Source organism: Ruegeria sp. BG9 (assembly GCF_056538305.1).
In genome coordinates this window covers 128,558-153,249 of the sequence record NZ_JBQFSY010000006.1, presented here as the reverse complement: position 1 = coordinate 153,249, position 24,692 = coordinate 128,558, and the positions used below count along the sequence as shown (strand labels likewise).

The following is a 24,692-nucleotide window of genomic DNA, read 5'->3' as shown; positions in this document are numbered from 1 at the left end:
CGCGCGACCCCACCTTTACCCATCGTCCAGCGTCGGCCCGCCGGTATCCGTCACCAGACCCACATTTGAAAACCCGCCCGCATTCAGTGCGCCCATCACCTGCATCACCTGAGCGTAGGGGATCGCCCCATCCGCCCGCAGGAAGACACGGTCACTGCTGCGTTCTGCCGCGATGGCGCGCAAGCGTCCAATCAGCTCGTCGCGCGCGATATCCGTGGTCTGTATCTGAATACGACCATCGGCGGTCAGCGTGACGGTCAGCGGTTCCTCACTATCGCCAGGCAAGGCGCTTGCGGCAGTCTTGGGCAGATCGACCGGCACCCCAACGGTCAGCAGAGGCGCTGCGACCATGAAGATGATCAACAGCACCAGCATGACGTCGACAAAGGGCGTGACGTTGATCTCAGCCATCGGCTGGGCGCGACCGCGCCGGCGTCCGCGCCTACGTCCGTTCCCGCCCGAGCTTTGCTGAACCGCTGCCCCCATGGTCAGCTATCCAACTGGCGCGACAGGATGGTGGCGAATTCATCGGCAAAGGCCTCATAGCCTCCAACGATCCGGTCACTATCCGCGCTGAGCTTGTTGTAGAAAATCACCGCCGGGATCGCGGCCAGCAGGCCCAGACCGGTGGCAAGCAACGCCTCGGCAATGCCGGGCGCCACAACGGCGAGGTTGGTATTCTGCTGCTCGGCAATCTCGATAAACGCATTCATGATGCCCCAGACCGTGCCGAACAGACCAATGAACGGCGCAGTTGAGCCAACAGTCGCCAAGATCGGCAGACCCTTCTGCAGTGTCTCAGCCTCTTTTGCGATTGCCACATCCATCGACCGGTCGATCCGAGCCGTCGCCCCGGCGATCAAACCTCCATCCGTGCGATGCGACCTGCGCCACTCGATCATGCCGGCCGCAAATATCTTCTCGGAACTGCCATCGGGCTGCGAGCCGATCTGCTCAAATAACTCATCCAGCGGGTTGCCAGACCAGAAGCTCTCATCAAATTTCTGCGCTTCGCGCCGGGCCGCGCGATAGTTGATGAGTTTCTGAATGATGATGCCCCAGGACCAAATCGACGCCGCGATCAGCATCAGCATCACCAGTTTTACGATAAAGGTCGCGCGGGCATACAGCCCCCACATGGAGAAATCGATCTCCTGCGCCAGCGCCAGCGTTTCAGCTTCCATGAACCTGCTCTTTTTTGCCTGATGGCCGTTTGTTTGGCCTTGTTTTGCCAAACGCTAACGCAGTTGGGGTTGAAAAGCCAACAGAACCACCCCGGGCTGCGAAAATGTTACATCAATGCGCGAATCTCTGCCGGGAGGCGGATCGGTTTGCCGTCTTTATTGATGCAAACCGCCGTGACCGAAGCGCGGAAAATATTGGTCTCACCCCGTTTCACAAGCTGCGCCATGGTCAGGCGCACGCCGGAAATCTCGGTCACTTCTGTTTCGACGATCAATTCGTCATCAAACTTGGCAGGCGACAGGTAGTCAGCCTCGACCCGCCGTACGACCCAAACGATCCCCTCATCCCGCATGGCGTTCTGGTCATTGCCCAAACGACGCACCCAGTCCGAACGCGCGCGTTCGATGTAGCGCAGGTAGTTCGCGTGATAGACGACTCCGCCCATGTCGGTGTCTTCATAGTAAACGCGAACCGGAAAGATGTGCTTCATTGCGGCAGCTCCAACCGGGCAAACAGGCGCAGCGCGTGCGACGCATCATGCGCCGCCCCCGGCAAGATCGGATCGTAAGCGGCCCGGATCAGACCCGCAATATCCGGGCGCAGAATCGTCGCCTCGCCCGCCACAGCCAGAGCTGACTGGGTTCGAAACGCCGTATCCGACCAGAGCAGAATGGTTTGAACTACTTGACTGAGCGCCAGAGTCTCGGCAGGGACTTTGGATAGTTCTTTATCCATGCGCAGGAATACGAAGGCCGCGCGGATCGCGCCGTCTTCTTCGAACCGGAAGATGCGGTACTGATTGGCATCCGCAGCGACCAGACGCTCAACCAAAGGTGCCAGATCGGGGACAAGGCGGTCCAGATCCGGGACCTCCAGCAGTTCCTGCCAGTCGCGGAAGAAAAAGACCATGCAATTGGCGCCCAGCTCTGGATCCGTCTCGGCCATCTTGTGACCGGCCAGCGTCACCACGGCCTCGAAAGCGCCCTTGACTGTTGCCAGCGTCTCATCCTCGACACCGAAAACGATCGGTACGATGGGGCGACCCCACCGCGCAAACAGGAACTCTCCGCTTTCGCGCGTAAACAGCGCCTCGATCTCGTCCGGTGTCACGCCCAGCCCTTCATCTTTTCAAAAATACTCTCGCCGAAGGCATAAAATCCCTCAGCGCCAGCCTCAACCAAACAGATCGCTCTGACCCTTTGGTGCAGCCATGCCCAAATGCGTCCACGCCTTCTGCGCCAGCATCCGCCCGCGTGGCGTGCGTTGTATCAATCCCTGCTGCAGCAAATAGGGCTCGATCACTTCCTCAAGCGAGTCGCGACTTTCCGATAAGGCCGCCGACATTGTCTCAATCCCAACCGGACCACCGCCATAATTCTCAGCGACCAGTTTCAGATACCGACGGTCCGCGCCGTCCAACCCGAGATGATCGACGCCCAAACGTGTCAGCGCGCCATCAGCCAATTCGCGTGTAATCCGCCCGTCGCCTTCGACGATTGCAAAGTCCACCACGCGCCTCAGCAAACGGCCTGCGATCCGAGGCGTCCCACGCGACCTGCGCGCAATTTCACGCGCGCCGTCGTCGTCTGCTGGTGCACCCAGTTTGCGTGCGTTGCGGCTGACGATCTCGTGCAATTCATCGACCGTGTAGAACTGCAACCGGGTCGGAATACCAAAACGGTCGCGCAGCGGCGTGGTCAGCAGACCCATCCGCGTGGTGGCTCCAACCAGCGTAAACGGCTGCAACTCGATCCGAACGGTACGAGCAGCCGGGCCTTCGCCAATCACCAAATCCAGCTCAAAATCTTCCATTGCAGGATAGAGAACTTCCTCGACCGCCGGGTTCAAGCGATGGATTTCGTCGATGAACAACACGTCCCGCGCTTCCAGATTGGTCAGGATCGCCGCCAGATCGCCCGCCTTGGCCAGAACCGGACCAGAGGTCATACGGAAGTTCACCCCTAGCTCACGCGCCATAATCTGCGCCAACGTGGTTTTCCCCAAACCCGGAGGACCATGGAACAGCGTATGATCCATCGCCTCGCCGCGCTGTCGGGCGGATTGGATGAAGATGCGCAGATTTGCACGCGCCTCGGCCTGACCGATGAACTCATCCAGCCCCTGCGGACGAAGGGCGCGGTCATTGTCCTCGGGCAGAGGGTCAGGCCGCAGCGTGGGATCGGCGTCTACCATTCAATCACCCTTTCGGAGCCAGCAGCTTGAGCGCCGCGCGGATCAATTCAGCCTCACCCGCGTCGGGCAGATTGGCCGCCGCCTCCGCCACGGCCGAGGCCGCATCGGATGGGCCATATCCCAAATTCGACAAGGCCGACAACGCCCCCGCAGAGGCCGCCGCCGATCCCGAGGTCGGTTTCGCAGTCCGTTTGGGTGCTGGTTGCGGCTCGACGGTTTCAACAACCTCCAACGCGGGGCCGTTCATCGCCTCGGTCACATTGCCGCCCATCGCCATAACCCCCGGGGCCTTGTCCTTAAGGTCTAACACAATGCGCTGAGCGGTCTTCGGACCGACCCCCTTGGCAGCCTTCACCGCACCCCAATCGCCCAAAGCAATCGCGCGGCTTACACCATCCGGCCCCAACGCGCTGAGAATGGCCAGCGAGACCTTGGCCCCGACGCCCTGAACCGAACACAATAGTCGATGCCATTCCTTCTCGATCAGGGAAAGAAACCCGTAAAGCTGCATCAGATCTTCACGCACGACCATATCGGTATAGATCGAGACCGCCTCACCCACGCCCGGCAACGCAGCCATGGTCCGGTCAGAGCAATAGACGATGTAACCCACGCCCCGCACGTCGATCAGGATGTGATCTGCGGCGCGATAGTCCAGACGCCCTGTCAGTTTACCGATCATGCCCTCACCTCTTTCACACGCGGCTGTTGTGTCTTGCCGTAATACGCATGACAGATCGCGATCGCCAATGCATCCGCCGCATCCGCGCCCTTGGGCAGACACCCCGGCAACTGCAGCTTGACCATGTGCAGGACCTGCTCTTTCTCGGCATGCCCAACGCCAACGACGGTTTTCTTGACCCGGTTCGGAGCGTATTCCCCCACAGGCAGCCCGGCCTGTGCCAACGTCAGCAAGGCCACCCCACGCGCCTGACCCAGTTTCAGCGTCCCGGCACCGTCCTTGTTGACGAAAGTTTGCTCGATCGCAGCTTGGTCGGGCCTATATTCGGCGATGACCTCGACAATCTGATTGTGCAGAGACAGCAGTCGCTCGCCCAGATCATCCCCGTCAGATTTGCACAAACCGTTCGAAACGTGACTCAATCGGCTGCCATTTGATTCGATGACGCCCCATCCCAGGGTCCTAAGCCCCGGATCAATGCCCAGAATTCGCATGCTTCGCCTCAGCCCGCTCGGGTTTTGTGATCTTTTTTCAACGGATAGCACGAAGCGTGAACATTTTCCAAGCGAATTGACCCTAAGCCTGAAAACGACACCGCCATCCTACGCGCGACACGAAGGACGGTTTGCGACTTCGAAAAGTCTGAAATCGACACTTTTATGAACCCATTTTAATCATGTTTTTAAGGTGCTTACAGATTCGGCAAGCGTTGCAAAAACTGCATAGGACACATGCAAAAAATGCTATTGCGCGGGCAAATCTTCGACACTAGATGCCGCTCAGATCGCAAGATCAAATGTTCACACAAACCAGAAGGAAACAGGATATGGCTGCACTGGACTCGACCCGCATCGCCACCACTGGCTCATTCGGCCTCGTTGGCCGTATCGGCGCATTTTTTACATCGGTTGCACATGCCGCCGTCGATTGGAATGACGCCCGCGTAACACGCAACGTGCTGACAGGTCTGAGCGACCGCGAACTGGATGATATCGGCCTGTGCCGCGGCGACATCGACGTCATCGCCGAAGGCCGCCGGTAAGACGACCCCCTCGCTATACGCCCCTTTCTCCTCCCTGTGGGGCGCAAAGAAACACCGCGAGTCGAAAGGCCGCGGTGTTTTCTGTTTCAGCTGGTGCTTAGTAGAGAACTTTGTTGAGCTGAACCGAGAGGAACTGTGAAACCGGGTCGATCTGCATGATCCAAGCGCCTGCCTGTTCGACCTGTGTGCCCTCTTTCAGGCTGTCGATGCGGTATTGATATCCTGAGGGGCCAAGGTTGGACAAAAGAAACGCTTTAAACGCGAAAACTGCCAGCAGAGTAAACAGCAGAACTTTGGCCGGAACCGCAGAGCGGACCCTTTGCGGCTTCATCACCACCAAGCCATCTTTGCGCATCGTTGCGCGATAGCCTTTGCTGAGCTTCGAGTGCTTCTTGTTCAGGCGCTGAACGCGCTGATCAAATTCCAGTTGTTTTCCCGCCATGGCAGCCTCCACAAAACCGCCCCCCATCAAAATGATTAAAAAAGGGTAAGCATAGATTGCGACAAAAACGTGGCGCGACTCTAGAAAACTCCTGTAAATGGCCCTGATTTAGCCCTGTTTACTTAAGATTAGCGTCGTCCATTCACCAATCTCATCTCGATGATGCAGATTGAAGCCATTCTGGGAATAAACATTCACCACATCATCGGCCTGTTCGTTCAGGATTCCCGACAGGATTGCATAGCCCTCCGCCCGCAGATTCGCCGAGATTTCCGGCGACAGAGCGACCAGCGGACCCTTCAGGATGTTGGCGAAAATCAAATCATAGGGCGCGTGCGCGTTCAGGTCCGGGTGATCGAAGCCAGCGGCCTCGACACAGTGAACCTGACCGGACATGCCATTGGCCTTCAGGTTCGCTTCGGCCACATCGACGGCAACCTGATCAATGTCACTGGCGATGATGTCCCCTTCCCAAACACGCGCAGCTGCCATGGCCAGCACGGCAGTCCCACACCCGATATCGGCGACCTTGCTGGCCGAGAACCCTTCGTCCAGCAACTGATCAAGCGCCTTTAGACAGCCCAGAGTCGTTCCGTGGTGGCCGGTACCAAAGGCCATCGCGGCCTCGATCAACAGGGGGATCCGACCTTCGGGCAGCTTGTCGGCGTCGTGGCTGCCATAGACAAAGAAACGGCCCGCCTCGACCGGGGCCAGTTCACGGCGCACATGGGCAACCCAATCGGTTTCGGGCAGCTCGGATACCACAAAGGGCTTGGCCTCAAAGGCCGCGGCCAGTACAGCCAGCGCCGTCTCATCGGGGGCTTCGGTGAAATACCCACCAACCTCCCACAGGCCCGAGCCATCTTCGACTTCAAAAACGCCAACGCCAGTGGGTTCGGGATCCAGACGCTCCATCGCTTCGCCAAGACCTTCGGCGGGTTTCTTGCCGGTCAGCGTGGTAAGAGCGGTGAATGTGGGCATGGGGGCCTCCTGTCTGGGTCAAGACAGCGCGTAGGGCGTGGGCCCGCCAAGGTCAAGCTCTTGCGCCTATTCGGCGGGTGCCGGCGCGTATTTGGTCAGGATGGTCTCATTGCCCGGCTCAGGATGGCGCGGGATCAACAGAGACAGAGCAAGCGAGATCATCGCCATTGCCGCCGCCAGCGCAAACACCGCACCGGGTGAGGCCACCCAAAGCAGCCCAAGCAGCGCGGGCAGGAACACCGCGGCGATATGGTTGATGGTAAACGCCACAGCGGCCGTCGGTGCGATATCGGCCGGATCGGCGATTTTCTGGAAATAGGTCTTCAAGGCCAAAGCCAGCGCAAACAGGACATGGTCGATCACATAGAGGGTCGCCGCCAGAACCACACCCCACCCAAACCAGTAGATGCCACCATAGGCTGCGAAGACAATGGCAAGCCCGGCATATTCGAAGATCAATGTCCGGCGCTCGCCAAATTTGGACACCGCTTTGCCCAACATCGGAGCCGCCGCCATATTGATCACGAGGTTGATCAGGTAGAGGCTGGTGAGTTCGTGGACCTCGAACCCGAATTTCTCGACCATCATGAAGCCCGCGAAAACCACAAAGATCTGACGGCGCGCGCCTGCCATGAATTGCAGCGCGTAATAAAGCCAATAGCGTTTGCGCAGGATCAGCTTTTTGGTCTGCGGTGTCGGTGCGTCGAATTGCGGATAGGCAAGCAGGCAAAACAGAGCCAGCAGAGCCGTCGCACCGCCCGCCATCATGAAGACGAAGTTATAGGACAGGTCGAACCGGTCCCAGGTCAGGACGATCAACCCATAGACCACTGCCGTCGCCGCCGAGCCCATCGCCACAAGCCATCCCAGAATCTGTGGCGCACGGTCCTTTGGTAGCCATTGCAACTGCAACGACTGGTTGACCGTCTCGTAGTAGTGAAATCCGATCGAGCTAAAGAGCGTTACGAATAGCAGCCCACCAAGGCTTGGGAACCATGCAGTCACCGCCGTCGCCACGCCCAGCATCATCAGCGAGATCATGGCCAGCACCTGCTCCCGCACAAAGATGATCACAGCGATCACACCGACGGCCAGAAAACCCGGTATTTCCCGCACAGTGTGCAACAAGCCAATATCTGCGCCATCGAAATTCGCCACTTCGATGACGAAGTTGTTCAACAGCGCGCTCCACCCATTGAAGGCAATGGGCATGGTCAACGCCATCATGAACAGCAGCGTGATCGGGCGCTGCCAGAACGGCAGGCTTTGCGCCTCGGAAAGTGGCATGGGTTTCAACATGCGACTCCCTCTACGCCGATTTTTGCGCTTTGGCGAGAGGAGAGATCCCAGCGCACATCCGCTCTGCGCCTGTGCAGAGGTCAGTAAAAGTTCTGCGGGTCGATATCGACGGTCAGGCGGATATCCCCTTTCAGGCGCAGCGGCGCGATCCAGCGGGCGATGGCGTCCTGAATGGGCGCGCCCTTGGGGGCCTTGACCAAAAGGCGTACGCGATGCCTGCCCCGGATGCGGGCAATCGGCGCAGGGGCCGGACCAAAGACCTGAGCGCCAATCTCGCGCAGCGGCGCATCATTGCGCGCCATCGCATTGCCGATATCGAAGACCGGAGCGACCTCGGGGCCAGACAGCACGATCCCCGCCATGCGCCCATAGGGCGGCACACCAGCGGCCTGTCGACCAGCGGCCTCGGCTTTCCAGAAGCCTTCTTCATCACCCGATAGAATGGCGCGGATGACCGGATGCTCGGGCTGAAACGTTTGCAACAGCGCCTGCCCCGGCTTGTCTGCGCGCCCCGCACGTCCGGCCACCTGCCGCATCAATTGAAACGTCCGCTCTGCCGCGCGCAAATCCGCTCCATGCAGGCTGAGATCGGCATCAATGACCCCCACCAGCGTCAGCTTGGGAAAGTTATGCCCCTTGGCCACCAGCTGCGTGCCGATGACGATATCGGCGTCGCCCTCGGCGATCTCTTCAATCTTGGCTTTCAACGCGCGGGCCGAGCCGAACAGGTCGGAACTGAGCATTGCGATCTTGGCCTCGGGGAAAGTCGCCTCGGCCTCTTCCGCCAGCCGTTCGATCCCCGGGCCGACCGGGGCCAGTTTCCCTTCGACCCCGCAAGACGGGCAAGTATCTGGCATCGGTTTGGTCTCGCCGCATTGATGGCACATCAGGCGCTTGAGGAACCGGTGCTCTACCATCCGCGCGTCGCAGTGATCGCAGGCAATCTGTTCCCCACAAGCCCGGCACAAGGTCACTGGCGCATAGCCCCGGCGGTTGATGAACAGCAGTGATTGTTCACCCTTTTCCTTCCGTTGCCGCACTGCCTGCCGCAAGGACGGGGAAATCCACGTCCCCGTTTGCATTTGCTCGGCCCGCATATCGATCGGTTTCATCTCGGGCAGCACCGCCGCCCCGAAGCGTGAGGCCAGATCCAGCCGCTCATACTTGCCCGCCTCGGCATTGGCCCAGCTTTCCAACGAGGGCGTCGCGCTAGCCAGAATCACTCGCCCGCCGCAAATGGCCGAGCGCAGAACCGCCATGTCTCGCGCGCTATAGTGCACGCCGTCTTCCTGTTTATATGAGGTGTCGTGTTCCTCATCGACCACAACCAAGCCCAAATCACGGAATGGCAGGAACAGGGCCGAGCGCGCGCCCACCACCAGTTGCGCATCACCCTGCCCGACCATCCGCCAGACCCGGCGGCGTTCGGTCATCGTGGCCCCTGAGTGCCACTCGGCCGGACGGGCACCAAACCGGGCCTCGACGCGGGTCAGGAATTCTGCGGTCAGTGCAATTTCGGGCAGAAGAACCAGCGCCTGTCGCCCCATGCGCAGTGCTTCGGCGACGGCCTCAAGATAGACCTCTGTCTTGCCCGAACCTGTCACACCCTTCAACAGCGTTGTACCGTAGTTGCCGGTCTGCTGGCCCGCCTGCAGACGCGCCACGGCTGCCGCCTGGTCTTCGGTCAGGTCTTTACCGGGCAACTCGGGATCGAGATGAGGATAGGGTAGATCGCGTGGACTGTCCTCTTCCCGAACCGCGCCCAGTTTGACCAACCCTTTGACGACAGAGGTCGTTACCCCGGCCTGCTCGGCCAGCTCCTTCAAGGTGAAGGCCAGCCCGCCATATTCTTTCAACACCTCAATCACCCGGGTGCGTGCATCGGTCATCCGGTCCGGTTCAGACGTACCCGACCGGTAGACCTTGCGCATCGAGGGCGGATCCCCTAAGCCCGGCGCGCGAGTCGCAAGGCGCAGCATCGCAGGCATCGGTGTCAGCGTGTAGTCCGCCACTTTCCCTAGAAACACCCGCATCTCTTCGCGCATGGGCGCTACTTCTAACACCCGGATCACGGACCGCGCCTTGGCCAGATCGAACCCGCCCTGCCCCGGCCCCCACACCACGCCCAGCACTTTGCGCGGCCCCAATGGCACCTCGACAAACGCACCCAGAAAGCACCCGCCCTCGGGCGCTTTGTAGTCCAACGTCCGGTCCAGAGGCTGCGTGGTCAACACCGCAACCAGCTCTCCTTCGTCGAAAAATCCGTTAGCGCTCACAGCATATCCTATGCAGGGGGTTCCAGCAGGGGTCTCTTTGAGGTAAAGCCATCCGCGACCAAGGCCAACCCATCAAAGGACTGCCCGCATGAAATTCTTCGTAGACACTGCCGAGATCGACGCCATTGCCGAACTGAACGACCTGGGCATGGTGGACGGCGTCACCACCAACCCTTCGCTGATCCTGAAATCAGGCCGCGACATTCTGGAAGTGACCAAAGAGATCTGTGATCTGGTCGACGGCCCCGTATCCGCCGAAGTTGTCGCCACCGAGGCCGACGACATGATCGCCGAAGGCCGCAAGCTGGCCAAGATCGCCCCGAACATCGCGGTCAAAGTACCGCTAACATGGGCCGGCCTGAAAACCTGTAAAACCCTCAGCGACGAAGGCCAGATGGTCAACGTGACCTTGTGCTTCTCGACGAACCAGGCTCTTTTGGCAGCCAAGGCAGGCGCAACCTTCATCTCGCCCTTCATTGGCCGTCTCGACGACATCAACCTCGACGGCATGGATCTAATCGCCGATATCCGTCAGGTCTATGACAACTACGGGTTCGAGACCGAAATCCTCGCCGCCTCGATCCGTACCGTGAACCACGTGACCGACAGCGCGCGCATTGGTGCCGACGTGATCACCGCACCGCCCGCCGTCATCAAGAAACTGGCCGACCACCCGCTGACTGACAAAGGCCTGGAAACCTTCCTGGCAGACTGGGCCAAAACCGGTCAGAAAATCCTCTGATCCTTAGCACGACCGCGCGGTGCCGACAGGCACCGCGCCCGGCCCAACTGTGCGGGGCTGATCTCAGATCAGCGCCACACAGGCAGGAGCACTCCGGACACAGCGCAAAACGAAATCCACCCTGACGTGCATTTTTCCCAAGGTAATTCCGGTTGGCCGTGCTATAAGCCGCCAAAACAAAAAACGACCGGACGGGACATGAGCAGCAACCCAAAACTCGAGGACAACCTCCGAGCCGCGATTCTGGCCAAGCCTGATGCTTTGCTGGATGACAAAGATCTGATGCAGGCATTAGTGGATGCCAATGAACAGGCCCGAGGTGACAACGTCATCGACCTGCGCGGCATTGCTATGCAACGGCTCGAAGCCAGACTGGACCGCTTGGAAGACACGCACCGGTCTGTCATCGCTGCAGCCTATGAAAATCTGGCCGGGACCAATCAGGTCCACCGCGCCATTCTGCGTCTTCTAGAACCGGTTGAGTTCGAAGACTTCCTGCGCGTGCTTGGCCAGGATGTCGCCGAAATCCTGCGGGTCCAACGCATCACACTGGTTTTGGAAACCACCGCCCTTATGGACGATCCCGCGATCGACAAGCTGGGCGGCACTCTGACCGTTGTCGAACCAGGCTTTGTCGACCAATACCTCACCTATGATCGCGGCGGTCCCGCGCGCGATGTCATCTTGCGCGAAATCGATAGGCCCAACCAAAGGGTATTCGGTACTCTTGCCGCTCAACTCAGGTCCGAAGCCTGCCTGAAACTAGATCTTGGATCCGGTCGTCTGCCCGGTCTCATCGTCATGGGGGCCTCGGACCCTAGGCATTTCACGCCGCAACTTGGAACCGATCTACTGTCGTTCTTTGCTGGCGTGTTCGAACGCTCGATGCGCCACTGGCTGTCGTGAGCCTGATTTCGCCAGCTTGCCGAGATGCGCTCCAACATTGGTTGGAGAGCCTGGGCGCGCTGGCAGGGCGGTCTCAGAACACCCAAAACGCCTATCGCGGGGATGTGACTGATTTCCTGTCGTTCATGACCCTTCACCATGGGGACCGCCAGGGCATCGCCGCGCTCGAACGCATTTCTGTCTCGGACATGCGCGCTTGGATGGCCGATCAACGCCAAAGCGGTGTGGGCGCGCGCTCTCTGGCCCGAAAGCTGTCAGCCGTCAAAAGCTTCTACCGCTGGCTGGCCGAGCGTGAAGGCTTTGAACCGACAGCCGTTCTTTCAACCCGCGCGCCGAAATTCACCAAAAAGCTGCCCCGCCCTTTGGCCGAGGACGCAGCTCGCGCCATGATCGAAACGGTCGAGCTGCAATCCAGCAATGACTGGATCTCAGCCCGTGATGTGGCTGTTGTCACGCTGCTCTACGGCTGCGGATTGCGCATCTCCGAGGCGCTGTCTCTGACCGGCGCAGATGCCCCCCTGCCTGCAACCCTGCGCATTACAGGCAAAGGCGACAAAGAAAGGATCGTCCCGGTTCTTCCAGCCGCGCGCGAAGCGGTGGACCACTATCTCCAACTCTGCCCGCACCCGAAATCAGACAACCTTGCCCTGTTTCGCGGTGTCCGGGGCGGAGCGCTAAATCCCCGCGTGATACAAGAGGTTATGTCGAAGGCCCGCATGCAGCTCGGCCTACCCGCGACCGCGACGCCACATGCCATGCGGCATAGTTTTGCTACGCATCTGCTCTCAGCCGGTGGGGACCTGCGCGCGATTCAAGAGCTTCTGGGCCACGCCTCTCTATCCACCACCCAGACCTACACGGCCGTCGATACTGCCCGCCTGATGGAGGTGTACAACCGCGCCCACCCAAAGGCCTGAGGTTCAAAAGCACGGCATCCTCAATGTCCTTGCAACCAAACTGTCTTTTTGCTTTGCATCTGCCCCTCACATCCTTCATGACACGGGCATGACACTTAGATTCAAAGCGCTTGCCGTTCATCTTTTCACCGCAACCGGAGCCGTTTTCGCCATGCTCGCCATGCTGGCGGCCGTGGATGAAAAATGGAGCCTGATGTACCTGTGGCTTGTGGTGTCCTTCATCGTCGACGGCATCGACGGCCCCTTGGCCCGCCACTATCACGTCAAGAAGAACGCGCCCGAATTTGATGGTGTCCTGTTGGATCTGATCATCGACTACCTGACCTATGTGTTCATACCGGCCTACGCGCTGTTCAAATCCGGCTTGATGGATGGCTGGACCGGATGGTTTGCGATCATCGTCATCACATTCGCCAGCGCCATGTACTTTGCCGACACGCGGATGAAGACCAAGGACAACTCGTTCTCCGGCTTCCCCGGATGCTGGAACATGTTTGTCATTGTGATCTTCGCGCTCGAGCCGAACTTCTGGGTCAGCCTTGTCCTGGTAACCCTTTTGGCTATAGCCATGTTCCTGCCGCTGAAATTCGTCCACCCTGTCCGCACTGAGCGTTGGCGCAACGTGACCCTGCCCATGGCACTGGCCTGGACCTTCTTTGCAGGATGGGCGGCCTGGGTTGATTTCCACCCGGAAAGCTGGGCGCATTGGGGGCTGGTTGTGACCAGCCTGTACCTGGTCTTCGCAGGCATTGCGCAGCAGATCATTCCGCAACGCAAAAGCGCGGATTACAAAACGTCCTGAACCGCAAACTCAGTCCCGTTATGGGTGAAGACGTCGCCAGCCTGCAGGCCAATCATGGCCAGGTAAATCGGGCTCTGGGTTGAGATACCCATATAGGTCTTGCCGTCCACATCAAACCGAGTGGTCGAGACGCAAACAACAAAACGGCGATTGTTGAACTTGATGACCGCGCCGGGCTGAACCGTATCAGTGATACCGAAATTGGTGTTTTCGATCACGTCGATCTTGGCATGATGCGCATGTACCGGCGCGTCGAACGCCGCTGCAAGGTCCGCATTCTCGCGCGAGGCTGCGATATCATCCTTGTCATGCCCCTCTCGATCATCCAGTTGGGCATCTTTCAGAAAGGCGTCGTAATGCGCCTGGGCCGTAGCCAGTTCCTGCGCCTCCAGAGACATCAGTCGGTCTATGATGGCTTTCTTTTCTGCGGCGCGTTCTGCTTGGTCGGTCATTCAATGGGATCCTTCGAACTCTCCTTTTGAAACAAGGTGAGGCTCGAGACGTTGGAATGCAACAGGTTTTCACCGATCAGATCAACAGACCCGCCGCCTTTTCGTGCAGCAACAGGGCCACTTTGGTCTCAACCCCGCCATCGCCTGAGAACCCGCCCAACCCATTGGCCGCCAGAACACGATGGCACGGAATGATGACAGGGATCGGGTTCGCCCCACAGGCCTGCCCCACCGGCTGAGGCGGCTGACCTAGCTCCTTGGCGATATCCCCATAGGTGCGAGTTTCGCCAAGCGGAATCGCGTACATCAAATCACAGACCTGCCGCTGAAACTCGGACCCTGAAACATGATAAGGTAGATCAAACCGCTCAAGCCGCCCTTCGTCATAGGCCGTCAGCTGTGCCGCTGCTTCACGCAACAAAGGCGTCTCGGGCCCGTCGCTCACGCCATCCCAGACAAGACGCGTGATCGCCCCGTCCTGTTCCTCAACCCCAAGACACCCGAACTGGGTCTGTACAGCAATCATCGGCATGACCGAAGGCTGCCAGTCTTTGCAGGCAAAGCGCAACCCATAACGCGCCGCGCTCGCCTCTTCTTCTGTTCAAAAATACCTCGGAGCGCGAGGCAGAGCCTCGCAAAAGACTCCGCTTACAACACTCAAGAAGTGCTTTAGCTCAGCGCTTCATCACAGCGCCCACAGACGCCCGCATGACTATGCCGTCCAACGTCGGGCAGAATCTTCCAGCAGCGTTGGCATTTGTCGCCTTCCGCCTTTTCGAATACCACACCAACGCCCTCAATCTCGGGCACGCGGAAGGCTTCGGCCGGGGCCGGGTCCTTGGAGACAGTCAGTCCCGAGGTGATGCACAGATCGTCCACATCAAAAGTCGCCAACAGCGCAACAGTGTCCTGATCTTCGACATGCACGATCGGAGCAGCCTCGAGGCTCGATCCGATCACCTTGTCCTGACGCTGAACCTCCAGCGCGGCGGTCACCGCGCGGCGTACACGACGGACCTTGGCAACGGCCTCTTCCAACGCGGCATCACGCCAATCGGCCGGTGTCTCCGGGAAGTCCACCAGATGGACCGAGCTGTCGTCGCCGGGGAACCGCTCCAGCCAGACCTCTTCCATCGTGAAGACCAGAACCGGGGCCAGCCAGGTGGTCAGGCGGTGGAACAGGATGTCCAGCACGGTACGGGCCGCTCGACGGCGCAGGCTGTCGCCATCGCAATAGAGCGCGTCCTTGCGGACGTCGAAGTAGAAGGACGACAGATCGACCGTGGCAAAGGTGAACACGGCACTGAACACACCTTGGAAGTCGAAAGACGCATAGCCCTTGCGGACCTGCTCATCCAGATCGGCCAGACGGCTGAGGACCCAGCGTTCCAGGCGCGGCATCTCCTCGGGCGCGACGCGATCCGCTTCGGTGAAGTCGGCCAGCGAGCCCAACATGAACCGCATAGTATTGCGCAGGCGGCGATAGCTGTCGGCGGTGCCTTTCAGGATCTCAGGCCCGATCCGCTGGTCAGCCGTGTAGTCGGTCTGAGCCACCCAAAGGCGCAGAATATCGGCACCGTATTGCTTGACGACCTCTTCCGGCACAATGGTGTTGCCCAGAGATTTGGACATCTTGTTGCCCTTGGCATCCAGCGTGAAGCCATGGGTCACCACGTTGCGGTACGGCGCACGGCCCTTGGTGCCGCAAGCTTGCAGCATTGAGGAATGGAACCACCCGCGGTGCTGGTCGGTGCCTTCCATGTAGACATCGGCGATGCCGTCTTCGGTGCCGTCCTCACGGTCACGCAGAACGAAGGCGTGGGTCGAGCCCGAGTCGAACCACACGTCCAGCACGTCGAACACCTGATCGTAGTCCTCGGGGTTGGCGATGCCGTCGAGAATCTTCTCTTTGAAGCCGTCGGTGTACCAGATGTCCGCGCCGTCTTTCTCAAACGCCGCTTTGATGCGCGCATTCAGGTCTTCGTTGCGCAGCAGATAGTCCGCGTCGGTGGGTAGAGCACCCTTCTTGGTGAAGCAGGTCAGCGGCACGCCCCAGGCGCGCTGGCGGGACAGAACCCAGTCCGGGCGTGCTTCGATCATCGAATACAGGCGGTTGCGACCGGTTTGCGGCGTCCACTTCACCAGTTCGTCGATAGACCGCAGGGCGCGTTCGCGGATGGTGTCGCCCATCTCCCCCATGCCATCGTCCAGCTTGCGATCAACGGACGCAAACCACTGCGGCGTGTTCCGGTAGATGATCGGCGCCTTCGAGCGCCACGAATGCGGATAGCTGTGCTTGATCTTGCCGCGCGCCAACAGGCCGCCGACCTCGACCAGCTTGTCGATGACGGCCTTGTTTGCGTCACCCTCGCCGCCCTTGCGCGACAGGATGTATTTGCCGCCAAAGAACGGCAGATCAGCGCGGAACGAGCCGTCATCCATCACGTTATAGGTAATGACCTGCTCAAGCATGCCCAGATCGCGGTAGAGTTCGAATTCCTCCATACCGTGCGAGGGCGCACAGTGGACGAAACCAGTACCTTCGGTGTCGGTCACGAAGTCAGCGGCGCGGAAGTCGCGGATATCGTCCCATTCGCCATTGCCGCCCTCGGCCCCGGCCAGCGGGTGGGTCAGTTGCACACCTGCCAACTCATCCGTGGTCACGTCACGGACGCGGGTCCACTGGTCGTCGTTCAGACGCGCACGGCCCAGCACATCAGCGGCCAGATTGTCAGCCAGCAGGAACTTGTCGCCCACGGCGGCCCAGCATTCCTCGGGCGCGCCAGTGACTTCGTACAGGCCGTAGGAGATGTCCTTGCCGTACACGACGGCCTTGTTCGACGGCATGGTCCACGGAGTCGTTGTCCAGATCACGACAAACGCGTCATCAAGATCACCCGCGTTCACGACCTTGAACTTCACCCAGATGGTGAAGCTTTCCTTGTCGTGATACTCGACCTCGGCCTCGGCCAGAGCAGTCTTTTCGATGGGCGACCACATCACAGGCTTCGAGCCTTGATAGAGCGTGCCGTTCATCAGGAACTTCATGAACTCATCGGCGATCACAGCCTCGGCGTGATAGTCCATTGTGATGTAGGGATCGGCCCAGTTGCCGGTGATGCCAAGACGCTTGAACTCTTCACGCTGGATGTCGATCCAGCCTTCGGCGAACTTGCGGCATTCCTGACGGAAATCGACGACGTTCACCTCGTCCTTGTTCTTGCCCTTCTTGCGGTACTGTTCCTCGATCTTCCATTCGATCGGCAGACCGTGGCAGTCCCAGCCGGGCACGTAGCGCGCGTCATGACCCATCATCTGGTGCGACCGCACGATCATGTCCTTGATGGTCTTGTTCAGCGCGTGGCCGATATGCAGGTGGCCGTTCGCGTAAGGAGGACCATCGTGCAGGGTAAAGGGCGCACGGCCCTCTTTTTCGCGCAGGCGGTCATAGACGCCGATGGTTTCCCACCGCTCCAGCCATGCGGGTTCGCGCTTGGGCAGGCCGGCGCGCATGGGGAATTCGGTTCTGGGCAGGTTCAGCGTGTCTTTGTAATCAGGTGTCTGGATCGTGTCGGCGCACATTGGGGGCGTCCTTTGGATGATCTGGTCGTACTAGGATCGAAGCGGTCGGTGCGAAGTCTCCAACACCTTTGCCCGGCGTCTCAGGAGGTCAGAGCGCCGGGGATATAATTCGAATAATGATGGCCAAACGGTCATGCATGGGGGCGCTTATAAGCCGCCCATGCCCGATGGTCCAGAGGCTCCGCCCTATGCGACGAATGGCGCTACATCATCGGGCTAAGGGTGAAACAACGACCCCACGAAATAGGCAATCATGGCCGCTGCACCGCCGATGGCAAACGTCTCAAGCCCCGAGCGCCACCACGGGGTCAGCGACCACCGGCTTTTCAGCGCTCCGATGGCGAAAAACACCCCCATGGTCATGCAGACGGAGACAGTGAAAGCGTTGTCCAGAGCCAGCAGAAACGGCAGCAAAGGAACCATTCCGGCCACAAGAAAGGCCAGAAACGTGGCCATCGCAGCCTTCACCGGATGAGGATCTACGCTGCCAAGCCCGTATTCGCCCTCGATCATCAGGTTGATCCAGTTTTCGCGGTCCGCGGTGATAGCCTCTGTCGCATCCTCCAACACCTGCCCGGACAAACCTTTCTGCGCAAGGATCTCGCGCACCTCATCACGTTCGCCATCTGGGTAGAGCGCGATGTGGCGCTTTTCGATGGCTCGAATGCGTTTGATATTGTCCAATTCAGCCTTGGTGCCTGAATAGTTGCCAACGGCCATCGAAAACCCGTCGGCCAGCACATTGGCCAAGCCCAGAGCGACAATTACGAACGACGACAGCCCTGCACCTGCAACGCCCGCAACGATCGCAAATGTGGTGACCGACCCGTCTATGCCCCCATACACGATGTCACGCAAAACGCCCCGCCCGGGCGGGTCGCTAATTCTCTGTTCGATTTCCTGCTGGCTGTGACCGTGATCTGTCATGGCTCGCTTTCTGTCACATTCACTGTGACGAATGGCGTGCCATACCGCTTTGCGTCAGATCAAGTCTTACTGAACAGCCCCTGCAACGCCCTTTTGATCATTGTGCGGACCGACGGTTTGTGACGATCTGAGAAGGGCAAGGGTCGACACACTTCCATCGCGGCCACCCCCACGCGGGCGCTAAGGGCACCGTTCACCAACCCTTCGCCAAAGCGTCGCGACAGTTTACTGAGGACCGATCCGCCCAGAACAGGCTCCAGCAGATCGTCACCGACGGCCACCGCACCGGTCGCCACCAGATGCACGAAAACCGCGCGCGTCAGGCGCCAGCTGCCCAGAAACCCGGCCCGCCCGCCATAGATCTCGGCCACTCGCCGGATCATCCGCAACGAGGCCGCAAGGGCCGTGGCCACATCAGCAAGGGCCAGAGGCACCAAGGCCGTGACCGTGGCCACCTGACGGGCTGCCGCCTCAACCTCGCGACTGGCGGCGGCGTCCAAGGGGGCCAACAGCTCATCCTCGGCCAAAGCCAACAGGCCAGAGGCGTCGAATTGTTCTGACATACGTTCGGACAGCCGATCACAGCCCCATTTGGTCTCATCCCGGCCTTTGTAGAAGGCAATCAGGCGGGTCGTGACATCGCGCGCCTTGGTCAGATCAGCATCCGCCAAGGCCTCATCCGCTGCGCGGCGCAATCCGTCAACGCGGGACAGGCGGCCAATTGCAGCCAGTTCCCGGACGGCGATGATCAGCGCAACAAGGACCAAAGCCGCGATCAAACCGGTGACAACCCATCCCAGAATGGGTGCGCGCAAAATCAGTGAGGTCGCGAAATCCCAAGCGGCAACCGAGATTGCAGCCCCGACAACTGCCAGCGCCAATCCCCAGAACCATCGCGCCAAGATCGAGGGTTTGCGGGCAGCAAATCGCGCCGCGCTTTGCATGGCCTGCCCTTGAGGTACCGCCAGATCGGGCACCGGAGGGGCCTTGGCCACGTCAGCGGCGGGTTCGTCTGCTTCGAGATCGATCAGAACCGGGCCTTTAGCCATTCGCTGCCCCTTCACTACGCCAGACATATTTGATGTCAGGCAGGTTTTCATCGTTGTCCGCCCCGTCGCTTCGGGCGACCTCGGCAAAGCCGTTGCGTTCATAGAACCTGCAAGCGCCGGTGTTGGCCTGGAATGCAAACAGCGTCAGCCGCGAGTGCTGCGCCTTCGCATGATCGAGCAACCGCTTGCCGATCCCCTGCCCGCGCGCAGCAGGCGTCAAGTACAGGGAATGCACATCCGTTCCGTTCAGGGCCAAAAATCCAACCACTGTGTCCGAGACCTCAGCGACTGTAACCCAGCTTTGATCAATCATACGGCCGCAAAATGCGATGGTCTCAGCGCAACTGTGGAGGTCGGGAATCCAGTCATTCTCACGCGAAAACCCGTGCAAGATTTCCCCGGTTGCACCGGCATCGGTGCTGCGGGCGGGGCGGAGGGTAACCGTCACAGCCGGTCTCCGATCAGGAACTGCGCGGCGCGGTCCAACCGGATATGCGGCGGGCCGTCGCCCGGGCGTAGCGTCAACTGGGCCGGGGCGAAAGCCATGAAACCATAATCATCGCCAAGCCACGCCTCGGCCCCGTTTCGGGCCGGGCCGAGCAGATGGGATGGATCATTCGGCAGCTCTCCGGGGTAGAAGGCAGCTTGTTTGCCACTGTTCAATAGTGTTCCCCGAACGCAGGGCAATTCCGTTCCGTTGTGGTTGCGCATTTCTTCGGTCGTGGCGCGCAGCGAGGCCAGCGACAGGGCTGCCGTTTCAGCACCAGCGAAGCTCGCCCGATCCCGTGCTTCACGGGTCAGGGCCTCCATGATCGCGGTCAGGCGCGGGTGTTGCGTGTGGTGCAGATGGTCGGCTTTGGTAGCTGCAAACAGAATGCGTTCAACCCGTTTGCCCAGCAACAACTGGCTGAGCCACGCGTTGCGCCCCGGACGGAAGGCCGAGAGGATATCGCCCATGGCGCGGCGCATATCCTCGACCGCTTGCGGGCCTTTGTGGATTGCGCCCAACGCATCGACCAGCACAACCTGACGGTCGATGCGTGAGAAATGATCGCGGAAAAACGGCTTCACCACTTGGGATTTATAAGCCTCGTAGCGCCGCTCCATCTCGCGCTGCAGGGTGCGACGGCGCGAAGAGTCGGTCACCGGCAAAGGCGCAAAGGTCAGAACCGGAGAACCTGCCAGATCGCCAGGCAACAGAAAACGACCCGGCGTGCAATCGTAGAAACCAGCATCCCGCGCCGTGTTCAGATAGGTCGTGAACGCAGCAGCCAGAGCCTGCACCGTAGGCTCATCATGCGTCGCTGTCAGATCAGTGCCACGGGCCTGCGCCAGAAACTCGGCTGCCTCGGGGCGGTTTTCGATGCGCGACAGCGTCTCCTGCGACCAGTCCGCGTAGGATTTGTCCAGCAACGCGAGGTCCAGAAGCCACTCGCCGGGATAGTCCACGATGTCCAGATGTACGGTGCGCGATCCCTGAAGCCCTGCCAGCAATCCGGCCGGTCGCGCCTTGAACGACAGGCGCAGCTCGGACACGGCGCGGGTGCTTTCGGGCCAGTGCGGTTGTGGGCCTGTGAGGTCGGAGAGGTGAGATTCGTAGTCGAACCGCGGGACCGTATCGTCTGGCTGCGGTTGCAGGTAGGCCGCGTTGATGCGCCCCTCTTGCTGCGCAACCAGGCCGCTCATGCGGCCCCGGTCCAGCAGGTTTGCCACCAGCGACGTGATGAAAACCGTCTTGCCGGAGCGCGCCAGACCGGTGACGCCCAGACGGATGACAGGCTCGAAAAACGTCTCGGACACGCTGTCGCCGATGGATTCGACGCCGCGCACAAGACTGTCTGCCAGGGATGAGATGACCAAATTGTCGCCCCGCAATAATCGTTTTGCCCAAGATAGGTAGCCGCTGCCGGACATGCCAGCGCTTTCGCCCCCTTGCCCGTTTGCGCGTCGCGCGCTACCAGCGGCCCATGCCCAGATATGCTTTGAAAGTCGAATACCAAGGGGAGCCGTTTGCCGGATGGCAACGCCAGAAAGAGCTGCCCTCGGTGCAAGGGGCCATTGAGCACGCCCTGTCCCGCATCCAGCCCGGTGATCACACCATTGCTGCCGCCGGGCGCACCGATGCGGGTGTGCATGCGCTGGGGCAAGTGGCGCACTGCGATCTGGTCAAGGACTGGGACCCCTTCCGTCTTTCCGAGGCGTTGAACTATCACCTCAAGCCGCAGCCGGTGGCGATCGTTCAGGCAGCGCGGGTCGACGATGACTGGCACGCGCGCTTTACGGCGGTTGAACGTCAATACCTTTTCCGCATTCTCATGCGCCGCGCGCCTGCGACCCACGACAAAGGGCAGGTTTGGCAGATCAACCATCAGCTGGATGTCGAGGCCATGCAGGCGGGTGCGGATATGTTGATCGGGCGGCATGATTTCACCACCTTCAGATCCTCGATATGTCAGGCGGCCAGTCCGGTGAAAACTCTGGATGAGTTGAGGGTAGAACAGGTGCAGGGCTTTTCCGGCCCCGAGGTGCATTTTCACGTACGCGCGCGGTCATTCCTGCACAATCAGGTGCGCAGCTTTGTGGGAACGCTGGAGCGTGTTGGCGCGGGGTCGTGGTCGCCCGAGGATGTGCGCGACGCGCTGGAGGCTGAAGATCGCGCCGCCTGCGGGCCGGTTTGCCCGCCGCAAGGGCTCTATCTGGCGCGGGTCGGTTACCCTGATCCGGTTTTCTAGATCGTTTTAAATCGCGCGCAACAAGAGACCGCTGGCGATCACGACAATCACTAGCCCTGCCACCAGTTCGATGGTCGGGGCCAGTATCGACGCAAATCGCGTGGCCGAGGCCGAAGCAAGCAAACCGCCCCGCAGGCCAAAGGACGTCCAGCCGACCAGCGTTGTGACAGTCGCGGTGCCCAGCGCCATCGCGAAAGCTCCGGCAATTCCGACCATGGCGATTCCCATCTGCCAGGTCAGGATCAGCACGAACAATGCCCCGGTACAGGGGCGCGCAGCGATGCCCGCGATCAGCACGAGCGCCTCACGCAGTGACCCGACATTGGCGACCTCTTCCGCGCTGGGGCCATGGCGATGGCCGCAATCCGAGCAGACCTCATCATGGTGATGATGATGGTGGTGCTCGTGTTCCTCATGGTGGTGGTCGTGGTGATGCTCATGGTCGTGAGAATGCCCATGCGCGGCATCGCTGCGGGACCGTCGCGCGAAACTGCGCATCCCGCGAAAAACCAGCCACGAACCAATGGCCGCGATGGCCGCATAGCTGATTGGCGCCATAACCTGCTCGGTCGTGCCCACCAGTGTCTCACGTGACAACTGGAATATCAGAACCCCGGCATAGACCAGAACAACTGCTGTTACGGCCTGCCCGAGGCTCGAAAGCACGCTGATCGCCGACAAGCGCCAGAAGGCGACCTGACGGCCCAGACCGTAGCCTCCGATCAGGACCTTACCGTGCCCTGGGCCGATGGCATGAAAGAACCCGTAGGCGAAACAAACGGTTAGCAGTGTTGCCACCGCCTGAGGTTGTTCGGCGCGGGCCGCCCGAAGGGCACGCGCGATCTGGTTCTGGAATTCGCGTTGTTCGCCAGCCGCCCAAGCAGCTAGGCTGTCAAACCCGCCGCTGCCCCAGAACCACAAAAGCAGGCCACAGGCGATAGCGACGGGAACAATCAGGTATTTGGACATGAAATCAAAATCTCGGTCGCAAAGCTTTCGCCGACAAGCGGGATATCGTTTTCCTCAAGGTCGTATTCTGCATCCAGGGTCAGGAGAAAGGCCTGCATCTGCGCCAATTGGCCGTCGATATCCGGATCAATCCGTTCGAGCAGACAAGTCGCCGGGCCGGACACGGTGACCGGACGGGTGACGTCGTAGGCGGTGTAATAGGTTTCATCGAAGGCTTTTGCCGAAATCGCTTCGGCCGGGACAGATCCGCCTTCGACAGCGCGCAGATGGGTGGTGACGATGCGACCATCTTCGGTCGTGGCATGCGGCTCCAACGGGCCAGACAAGGCAACCGGGGCACCGCTGGCGGTCACAACCAGATCACCGTTATAGCCTTCCATCCATTGCGCATCAAAACCGGTCAGGAACTGCTGCTCACTATCGGTCAGCGCGCCGTCACCATCCTGATCCAACCTCATGTCCTCCAGTTGCAGCAGCGAGAACAGCTCGTCATAGGCCCAGGTCACGCGGACATGAGTCAGCTGTCCGGCCTCGTCCACGATGAACTCCAACCCCGTGTCAATGAAGACATGCGGGTGGGCCAAGGCCGGGATCGGCAGGCAGCAGGTCAGGAATGGGAACAACCATCGCATAAGGGCAAGATAGGCGTCGAAGTACGCATCGGCAATGCGATTTCCGGTCTCGATGCAGAAACTGGCCGACCGATCACTTGGGCGGGAACAGAACAATCGTTTGTAGGGCCGTTCCGACAGGCCCCTGCCTGTCATGCAGCACCGACTGCGACATCCCGATTCCTGAGGGCTGCCAATGTGAAATTGATTGCGAGGCCAACCAGTCCGAGGTGGGCTCCCGGTGGATGTTGATGGTCAGATCGGTGTTCATGAACCCCATCTCAGCCGTTGGGGCATTCCATGAGATTCCATTGCCGCAATCCCCCAAGGCACAGAGCGATTGGATGGGGGATTGCACCTCGCCCTCCAACAGGTTCGGGGTCCGCATCCACACGGTTTTCGACCCTACTCCGTGCCTGTCCCCCGCCCCGTATCTGATGTCGCTATAATGTGCGAATCCGGGCAGTTCATGCCGCAGCTCTCCGATCGGGAAAGGGCCTTCGACCGCATCTTCGAAGCGCAGTGGCGGCGTTTCGACATTGGGCACATCGCCCAAATCCCGACGCACCAAATGCATCGTGGTTGCCGTTGCACAGAGGGTGTCGTCCAGATCATGCACCGTCACCCGTGTGGTCGCGAGCGTTCTGGTATGGCGCGTGGTCTCAGCCGCCACGCGCAGCCCGGCAAGAGGCAAAGGACGCAGCAAATCGACGGTCAAGCGAGTCAGCATCTTCTCGGGCCCGACCTCGGTTTCAGCCGCGCGCACGATCAGGCCGCTCACCGGACCTGCGTGACAATGCTCCGCCGACCAAGGACCGCGCGCCGGGTCATTGCCAACTAAAGCCCCGTCCCCTCGCTGACGAAAATAGGAGAGATCTTCGAAATCATAGGCAGCCATCCTGG

The 24,692-nt window shown here is 60.2% G+C and carries 27 protein-coding genes; 6 read left to right on the top strand and 21 right to left on the bottom strand.

Annotated elements, in window-relative coordinates:
• Positions 1-15 precede the first annotated feature (15 nt).
• From tolR to ruvC, 7 genes are all read right to left on the bottom strand, one after another.
• Positions 16-486 carry a protein TolR gene (gene tolR, locus ACR0I8_RS12015; RefSeq protein ID WP_170462265.1) on the bottom strand — a complete coding sequence of 157 codons (471 nt, stop codon included), beginning with the start codon at positions 484-486 and terminating at the stop codon, positions 16-18.
• A 2-nt stretch (positions 487-488) separates the two neighbouring features.
• Positions 489-1,184 carry a protein TolQ gene (gene tolQ / locus ACR0I8_RS12010; RefSeq protein ID WP_170377803.1) on the bottom strand — a complete coding sequence of 232 codons (696 nt, stop codon included), beginning with the start codon at positions 1,182-1,184 and terminating at the stop codon, positions 489-491.
• Between the two features lie 107 nt (positions 1,185-1,291).
• Complete coding sequence (ybgC, locus tag ACR0I8_RS12005; RefSeq protein ID WP_170377801.1) at positions 1,292-1,675, bottom strand: tol-pal system-associated acyl-CoA thioesterase; 384 nt, start codon at positions 1,673-1,675, stop codon at positions 1,292-1,294.
• The gene (locus tag ACR0I8_RS12000; protein WP_170377799.1) at positions 1,672-2,295 is read right to left on the bottom strand and encodes a hypothetical protein; all 624 of its coding nucleotides are present in this window, start codon (positions 2,293-2,295) and stop codon (positions 1,672-1,674) included. Before ACR0I8_RS12000 ends, ybgC begins: the two co-directional genes overlap by 4 nt.
• Positions 2,296-2,358: 63 nt before the next feature.
• On the bottom strand, positions 2,359-3,378 hold the full coding sequence (gene ruvB / locus ACR0I8_RS11995) for a Holliday junction branch migration DNA helicase RuvB (RefSeq protein ID WP_170377797.1): 1,020 nt from the start codon (positions 3,376-3,378) through the stop codon (positions 2,359-2,361).
• 4 nt (positions 3,379-3,382) lie between these two features.
• Positions 3,383-4,060 (bottom strand): Holliday junction branch migration protein RuvA, encoded by a 678-nt coding sequence (gene ruvA / locus ACR0I8_RS11990; RefSeq protein WP_170691126.1) that lies wholly within the window; start codon positions 4,058-4,060, stop codon positions 3,383-3,385.
• Positions 4,057-4,554, bottom strand: coding sequence for a crossover junction endodeoxyribonuclease RuvC (gene ruvC / locus ACR0I8_RS11985; RefSeq protein WP_170377793.1), 498 nt, complete (start codon positions 4,552-4,554; stop codon positions 4,057-4,059). The genes ruvA and ruvC overlap by 4 nt, the downstream gene beginning before the upstream one ends.
• 332 nt (positions 4,555-4,886) lie before the next feature.
• On the opposite strand from ruvC, the gene ACR0I8_RS11980 reads away from it, so the two are divergent.
• Entirely contained in the window at positions 4,887-5,102 is a 216-nt protein-coding gene (locus ACR0I8_RS11980) for a DUF1127 domain-containing protein (RefSeq protein ID WP_170472013.1), read from the top strand.
• Positions 5,103-5,199: 97 nt separating this feature from the next.
• Here the strand turns inward: ACR0I8_RS11980 and ACR0I8_RS11975 are convergent, their stop codons facing one another.
• From ACR0I8_RS11975 to ACR0I8_RS11960, 4 genes are all read right to left on the bottom strand, one after another.
• On the bottom strand, positions 5,200-5,544 hold the full coding sequence (locus ACR0I8_RS11975) for a hypothetical protein (protein ID WP_170691124.1): 345 nt from the start codon (positions 5,542-5,544) through the stop codon (positions 5,200-5,202).
• Positions 5,545-5,652: 108 nt separating this feature from the next.
• Positions 5,653-6,525: a 50S ribosomal protein L11 methyltransferase gene (locus ACR0I8_RS11970; RefSeq protein WP_170691122.1), complete on the bottom strand. Its 873-nt coding sequence runs from the start codon at positions 6,523-6,525 to the stop codon at positions 5,653-5,655.
• 66 nt (positions 6,526-6,591) lie between these two features.
• Positions 6,592-7,824, bottom strand: coding sequence for an MFS transporter (locus tag ACR0I8_RS11965; RefSeq protein WP_170691120.1), 1,233 nt, complete (start codon positions 7,822-7,824; stop codon positions 6,592-6,594).
• Between the two features lie 80 nt (positions 7,825-7,904).
• On the bottom strand, positions 7,905-10,100 hold the full coding sequence (locus ACR0I8_RS11960) for a primosomal protein N' (protein ID WP_170691119.1): 2,196 nt from the start codon (positions 10,098-10,100) through the stop codon (positions 7,905-7,907).
• Positions 10,101-10,188: 88 nt separating this feature from the next.
• Between ACR0I8_RS11960 and fsa the strand changes: the two genes are divergently transcribed.
• From fsa to ACR0I8_RS11940, 4 genes are all read left to right on the top strand, one after another.
• Entirely contained in the window at positions 10,189-10,842 is a 654-nt protein-coding gene (fsa, locus tag ACR0I8_RS11955; protein ID WP_050603155.1) for a fructose-6-phosphate aldolase, read from the top strand.
• 198 nt (positions 10,843-11,040) lie between these two features.
• A complete protein-coding gene (locus ACR0I8_RS11950; RefSeq protein ID WP_170377781.1) occupies positions 11,041-11,748 on the top strand; it encodes a DUF484 family protein in 708 nt (235 codons plus the stop codon).
• On the top strand, positions 11,745-12,665 hold the full coding sequence (locus ACR0I8_RS11945) for a tyrosine recombinase XerC (protein ID WP_170691117.1): 921 nt from the start codon (positions 11,745-11,747) through the stop codon (positions 12,663-12,665). Before ACR0I8_RS11950 ends, ACR0I8_RS11945 begins: the two co-directional genes overlap by 4 nt.
• 88 nt (positions 12,666-12,753) lie before the next feature.
• A complete protein-coding gene (locus ACR0I8_RS11940; RefSeq protein WP_170691115.1) occupies positions 12,754-13,467 on the top strand; it encodes a CDP-alcohol phosphatidyltransferase family protein in 714 nt (237 codons plus the stop codon).
• On the opposite strand, the gene ACR0I8_RS11935 is transcribed toward ACR0I8_RS11940, so the two are convergent.
• The 7 genes from ACR0I8_RS11935 to ACR0I8_RS11905 all read right to left on the bottom strand — a co-directional run bounded on the left by ACR0I8_RS11935 (position 13,452) and on the right by ACR0I8_RS11905 (position 21,337).
• Complete coding sequence (locus ACR0I8_RS11935) at positions 13,452-13,919, bottom strand: hypothetical protein (protein ID WP_170691113.1); 468 nt, start codon at positions 13,917-13,919, stop codon at positions 13,452-13,454. The two genes, ACR0I8_RS11940 and ACR0I8_RS11935, sit on opposite strands and share 16 nt — an antisense overlap.
• 76 nt (positions 13,920-13,995) lie before the next feature.
• Complete coding sequence (locus ACR0I8_RS11930; RefSeq protein ID WP_170691111.1) at positions 13,996-14,451, bottom strand: methylated-DNA--[protein]-cysteine S-methyltransferase; 456 nt, start codon at positions 14,449-14,451, stop codon at positions 13,996-13,998.
• 137 nt (positions 14,452-14,588) lie between these two features.
• Positions 14,589-17,501, bottom strand: a complete 2,913-nt coding sequence (ileS, locus tag ACR0I8_RS11925) for an isoleucine--tRNA ligase (RefSeq protein WP_170691109.1) — start codon at positions 17,499-17,501, stop codon at positions 14,589-14,591.
• 216 nt (positions 17,502-17,717) lie between these two features.
• Entirely contained in the window at positions 17,718-18,428 is a 711-nt protein-coding gene (locus tag ACR0I8_RS11920) for a VIT1/CCC1 transporter family protein (protein WP_170554729.1), read from the bottom strand.
• 59 nt (positions 18,429-18,487) lie between these two features.
• Positions 18,488-19,477, bottom strand: coding sequence for a TIGR01620 family protein (locus tag ACR0I8_RS11915; protein ID WP_170691108.1), 990 nt, complete (start codon positions 19,475-19,477; stop codon positions 18,488-18,490).
• On the bottom strand, positions 19,470-19,925 hold the full coding sequence (locus ACR0I8_RS11910; RefSeq protein WP_170691105.1) for a GNAT family N-acetyltransferase: 456 nt from the start codon (positions 19,923-19,925) through the stop codon (positions 19,470-19,472). Before ACR0I8_RS11910 ends, ACR0I8_RS11915 begins: the two co-directional genes overlap by 8 nt.
• The gene (locus ACR0I8_RS11905; RefSeq protein WP_170691104.1) at positions 19,922-21,337 is read right to left on the bottom strand and encodes a YcjX family GTP-binding protein; all 1,416 of its coding nucleotides are present in this window, start codon (positions 21,335-21,337) and stop codon (positions 19,922-19,924) included. Before ACR0I8_RS11905 ends, ACR0I8_RS11910 begins: the two co-directional genes overlap by 4 nt.
• Positions 21,338-21,444: 107 nt before the next feature.
• On the opposite strand from ACR0I8_RS11905, the gene truA reads away from it, so the two are divergent.
• The gene (gene truA / locus ACR0I8_RS11900) at positions 21,445-22,209 is read left to right on the top strand and encodes a tRNA pseudouridine(38-40) synthase TruA (RefSeq protein WP_170691102.1); all 765 of its coding nucleotides are present in this window, start codon (positions 21,445-21,447) and stop codon (positions 22,207-22,209) included.
• Between the two features lie 6 nt (positions 22,210-22,215).
• Here the strand turns inward: truA and ACR0I8_RS11895 are convergent, their stop codons facing one another.
• Genes ACR0I8_RS11895 through ACR0I8_RS11885 form a run of 3 tightly spaced genes read right to left on the bottom strand, consistent with a single transcriptional unit; the run spans position 22,216 to position 24,687 of the window.
• The gene (locus ACR0I8_RS11895; protein WP_170377758.1) at positions 22,216-23,178 is read right to left on the bottom strand and encodes a HoxN/HupN/NixA family nickel/cobalt transporter; all 963 of its coding nucleotides are present in this window, start codon (positions 23,176-23,178) and stop codon (positions 22,216-22,218) included.
• Entirely contained in the window at positions 23,163-23,945 is a 783-nt protein-coding gene (locus ACR0I8_RS11890) for a DUF1007 family protein (protein WP_480693444.1), read from the bottom strand. The genes ACR0I8_RS11895 and ACR0I8_RS11890 overlap by 16 nt, the downstream gene beginning before the upstream one ends.
• Positions 23,884-24,687, bottom strand: a complete 804-nt coding sequence (locus ACR0I8_RS11885) for a thioesterase family protein (RefSeq protein WP_170691101.1) — start codon at positions 24,685-24,687, stop codon at positions 23,884-23,886. The genes ACR0I8_RS11890 and ACR0I8_RS11885 overlap by 62 nt, the downstream gene beginning before the upstream one ends.
• Positions 24,688-24,692 lie beyond the last annotated feature (5 nt).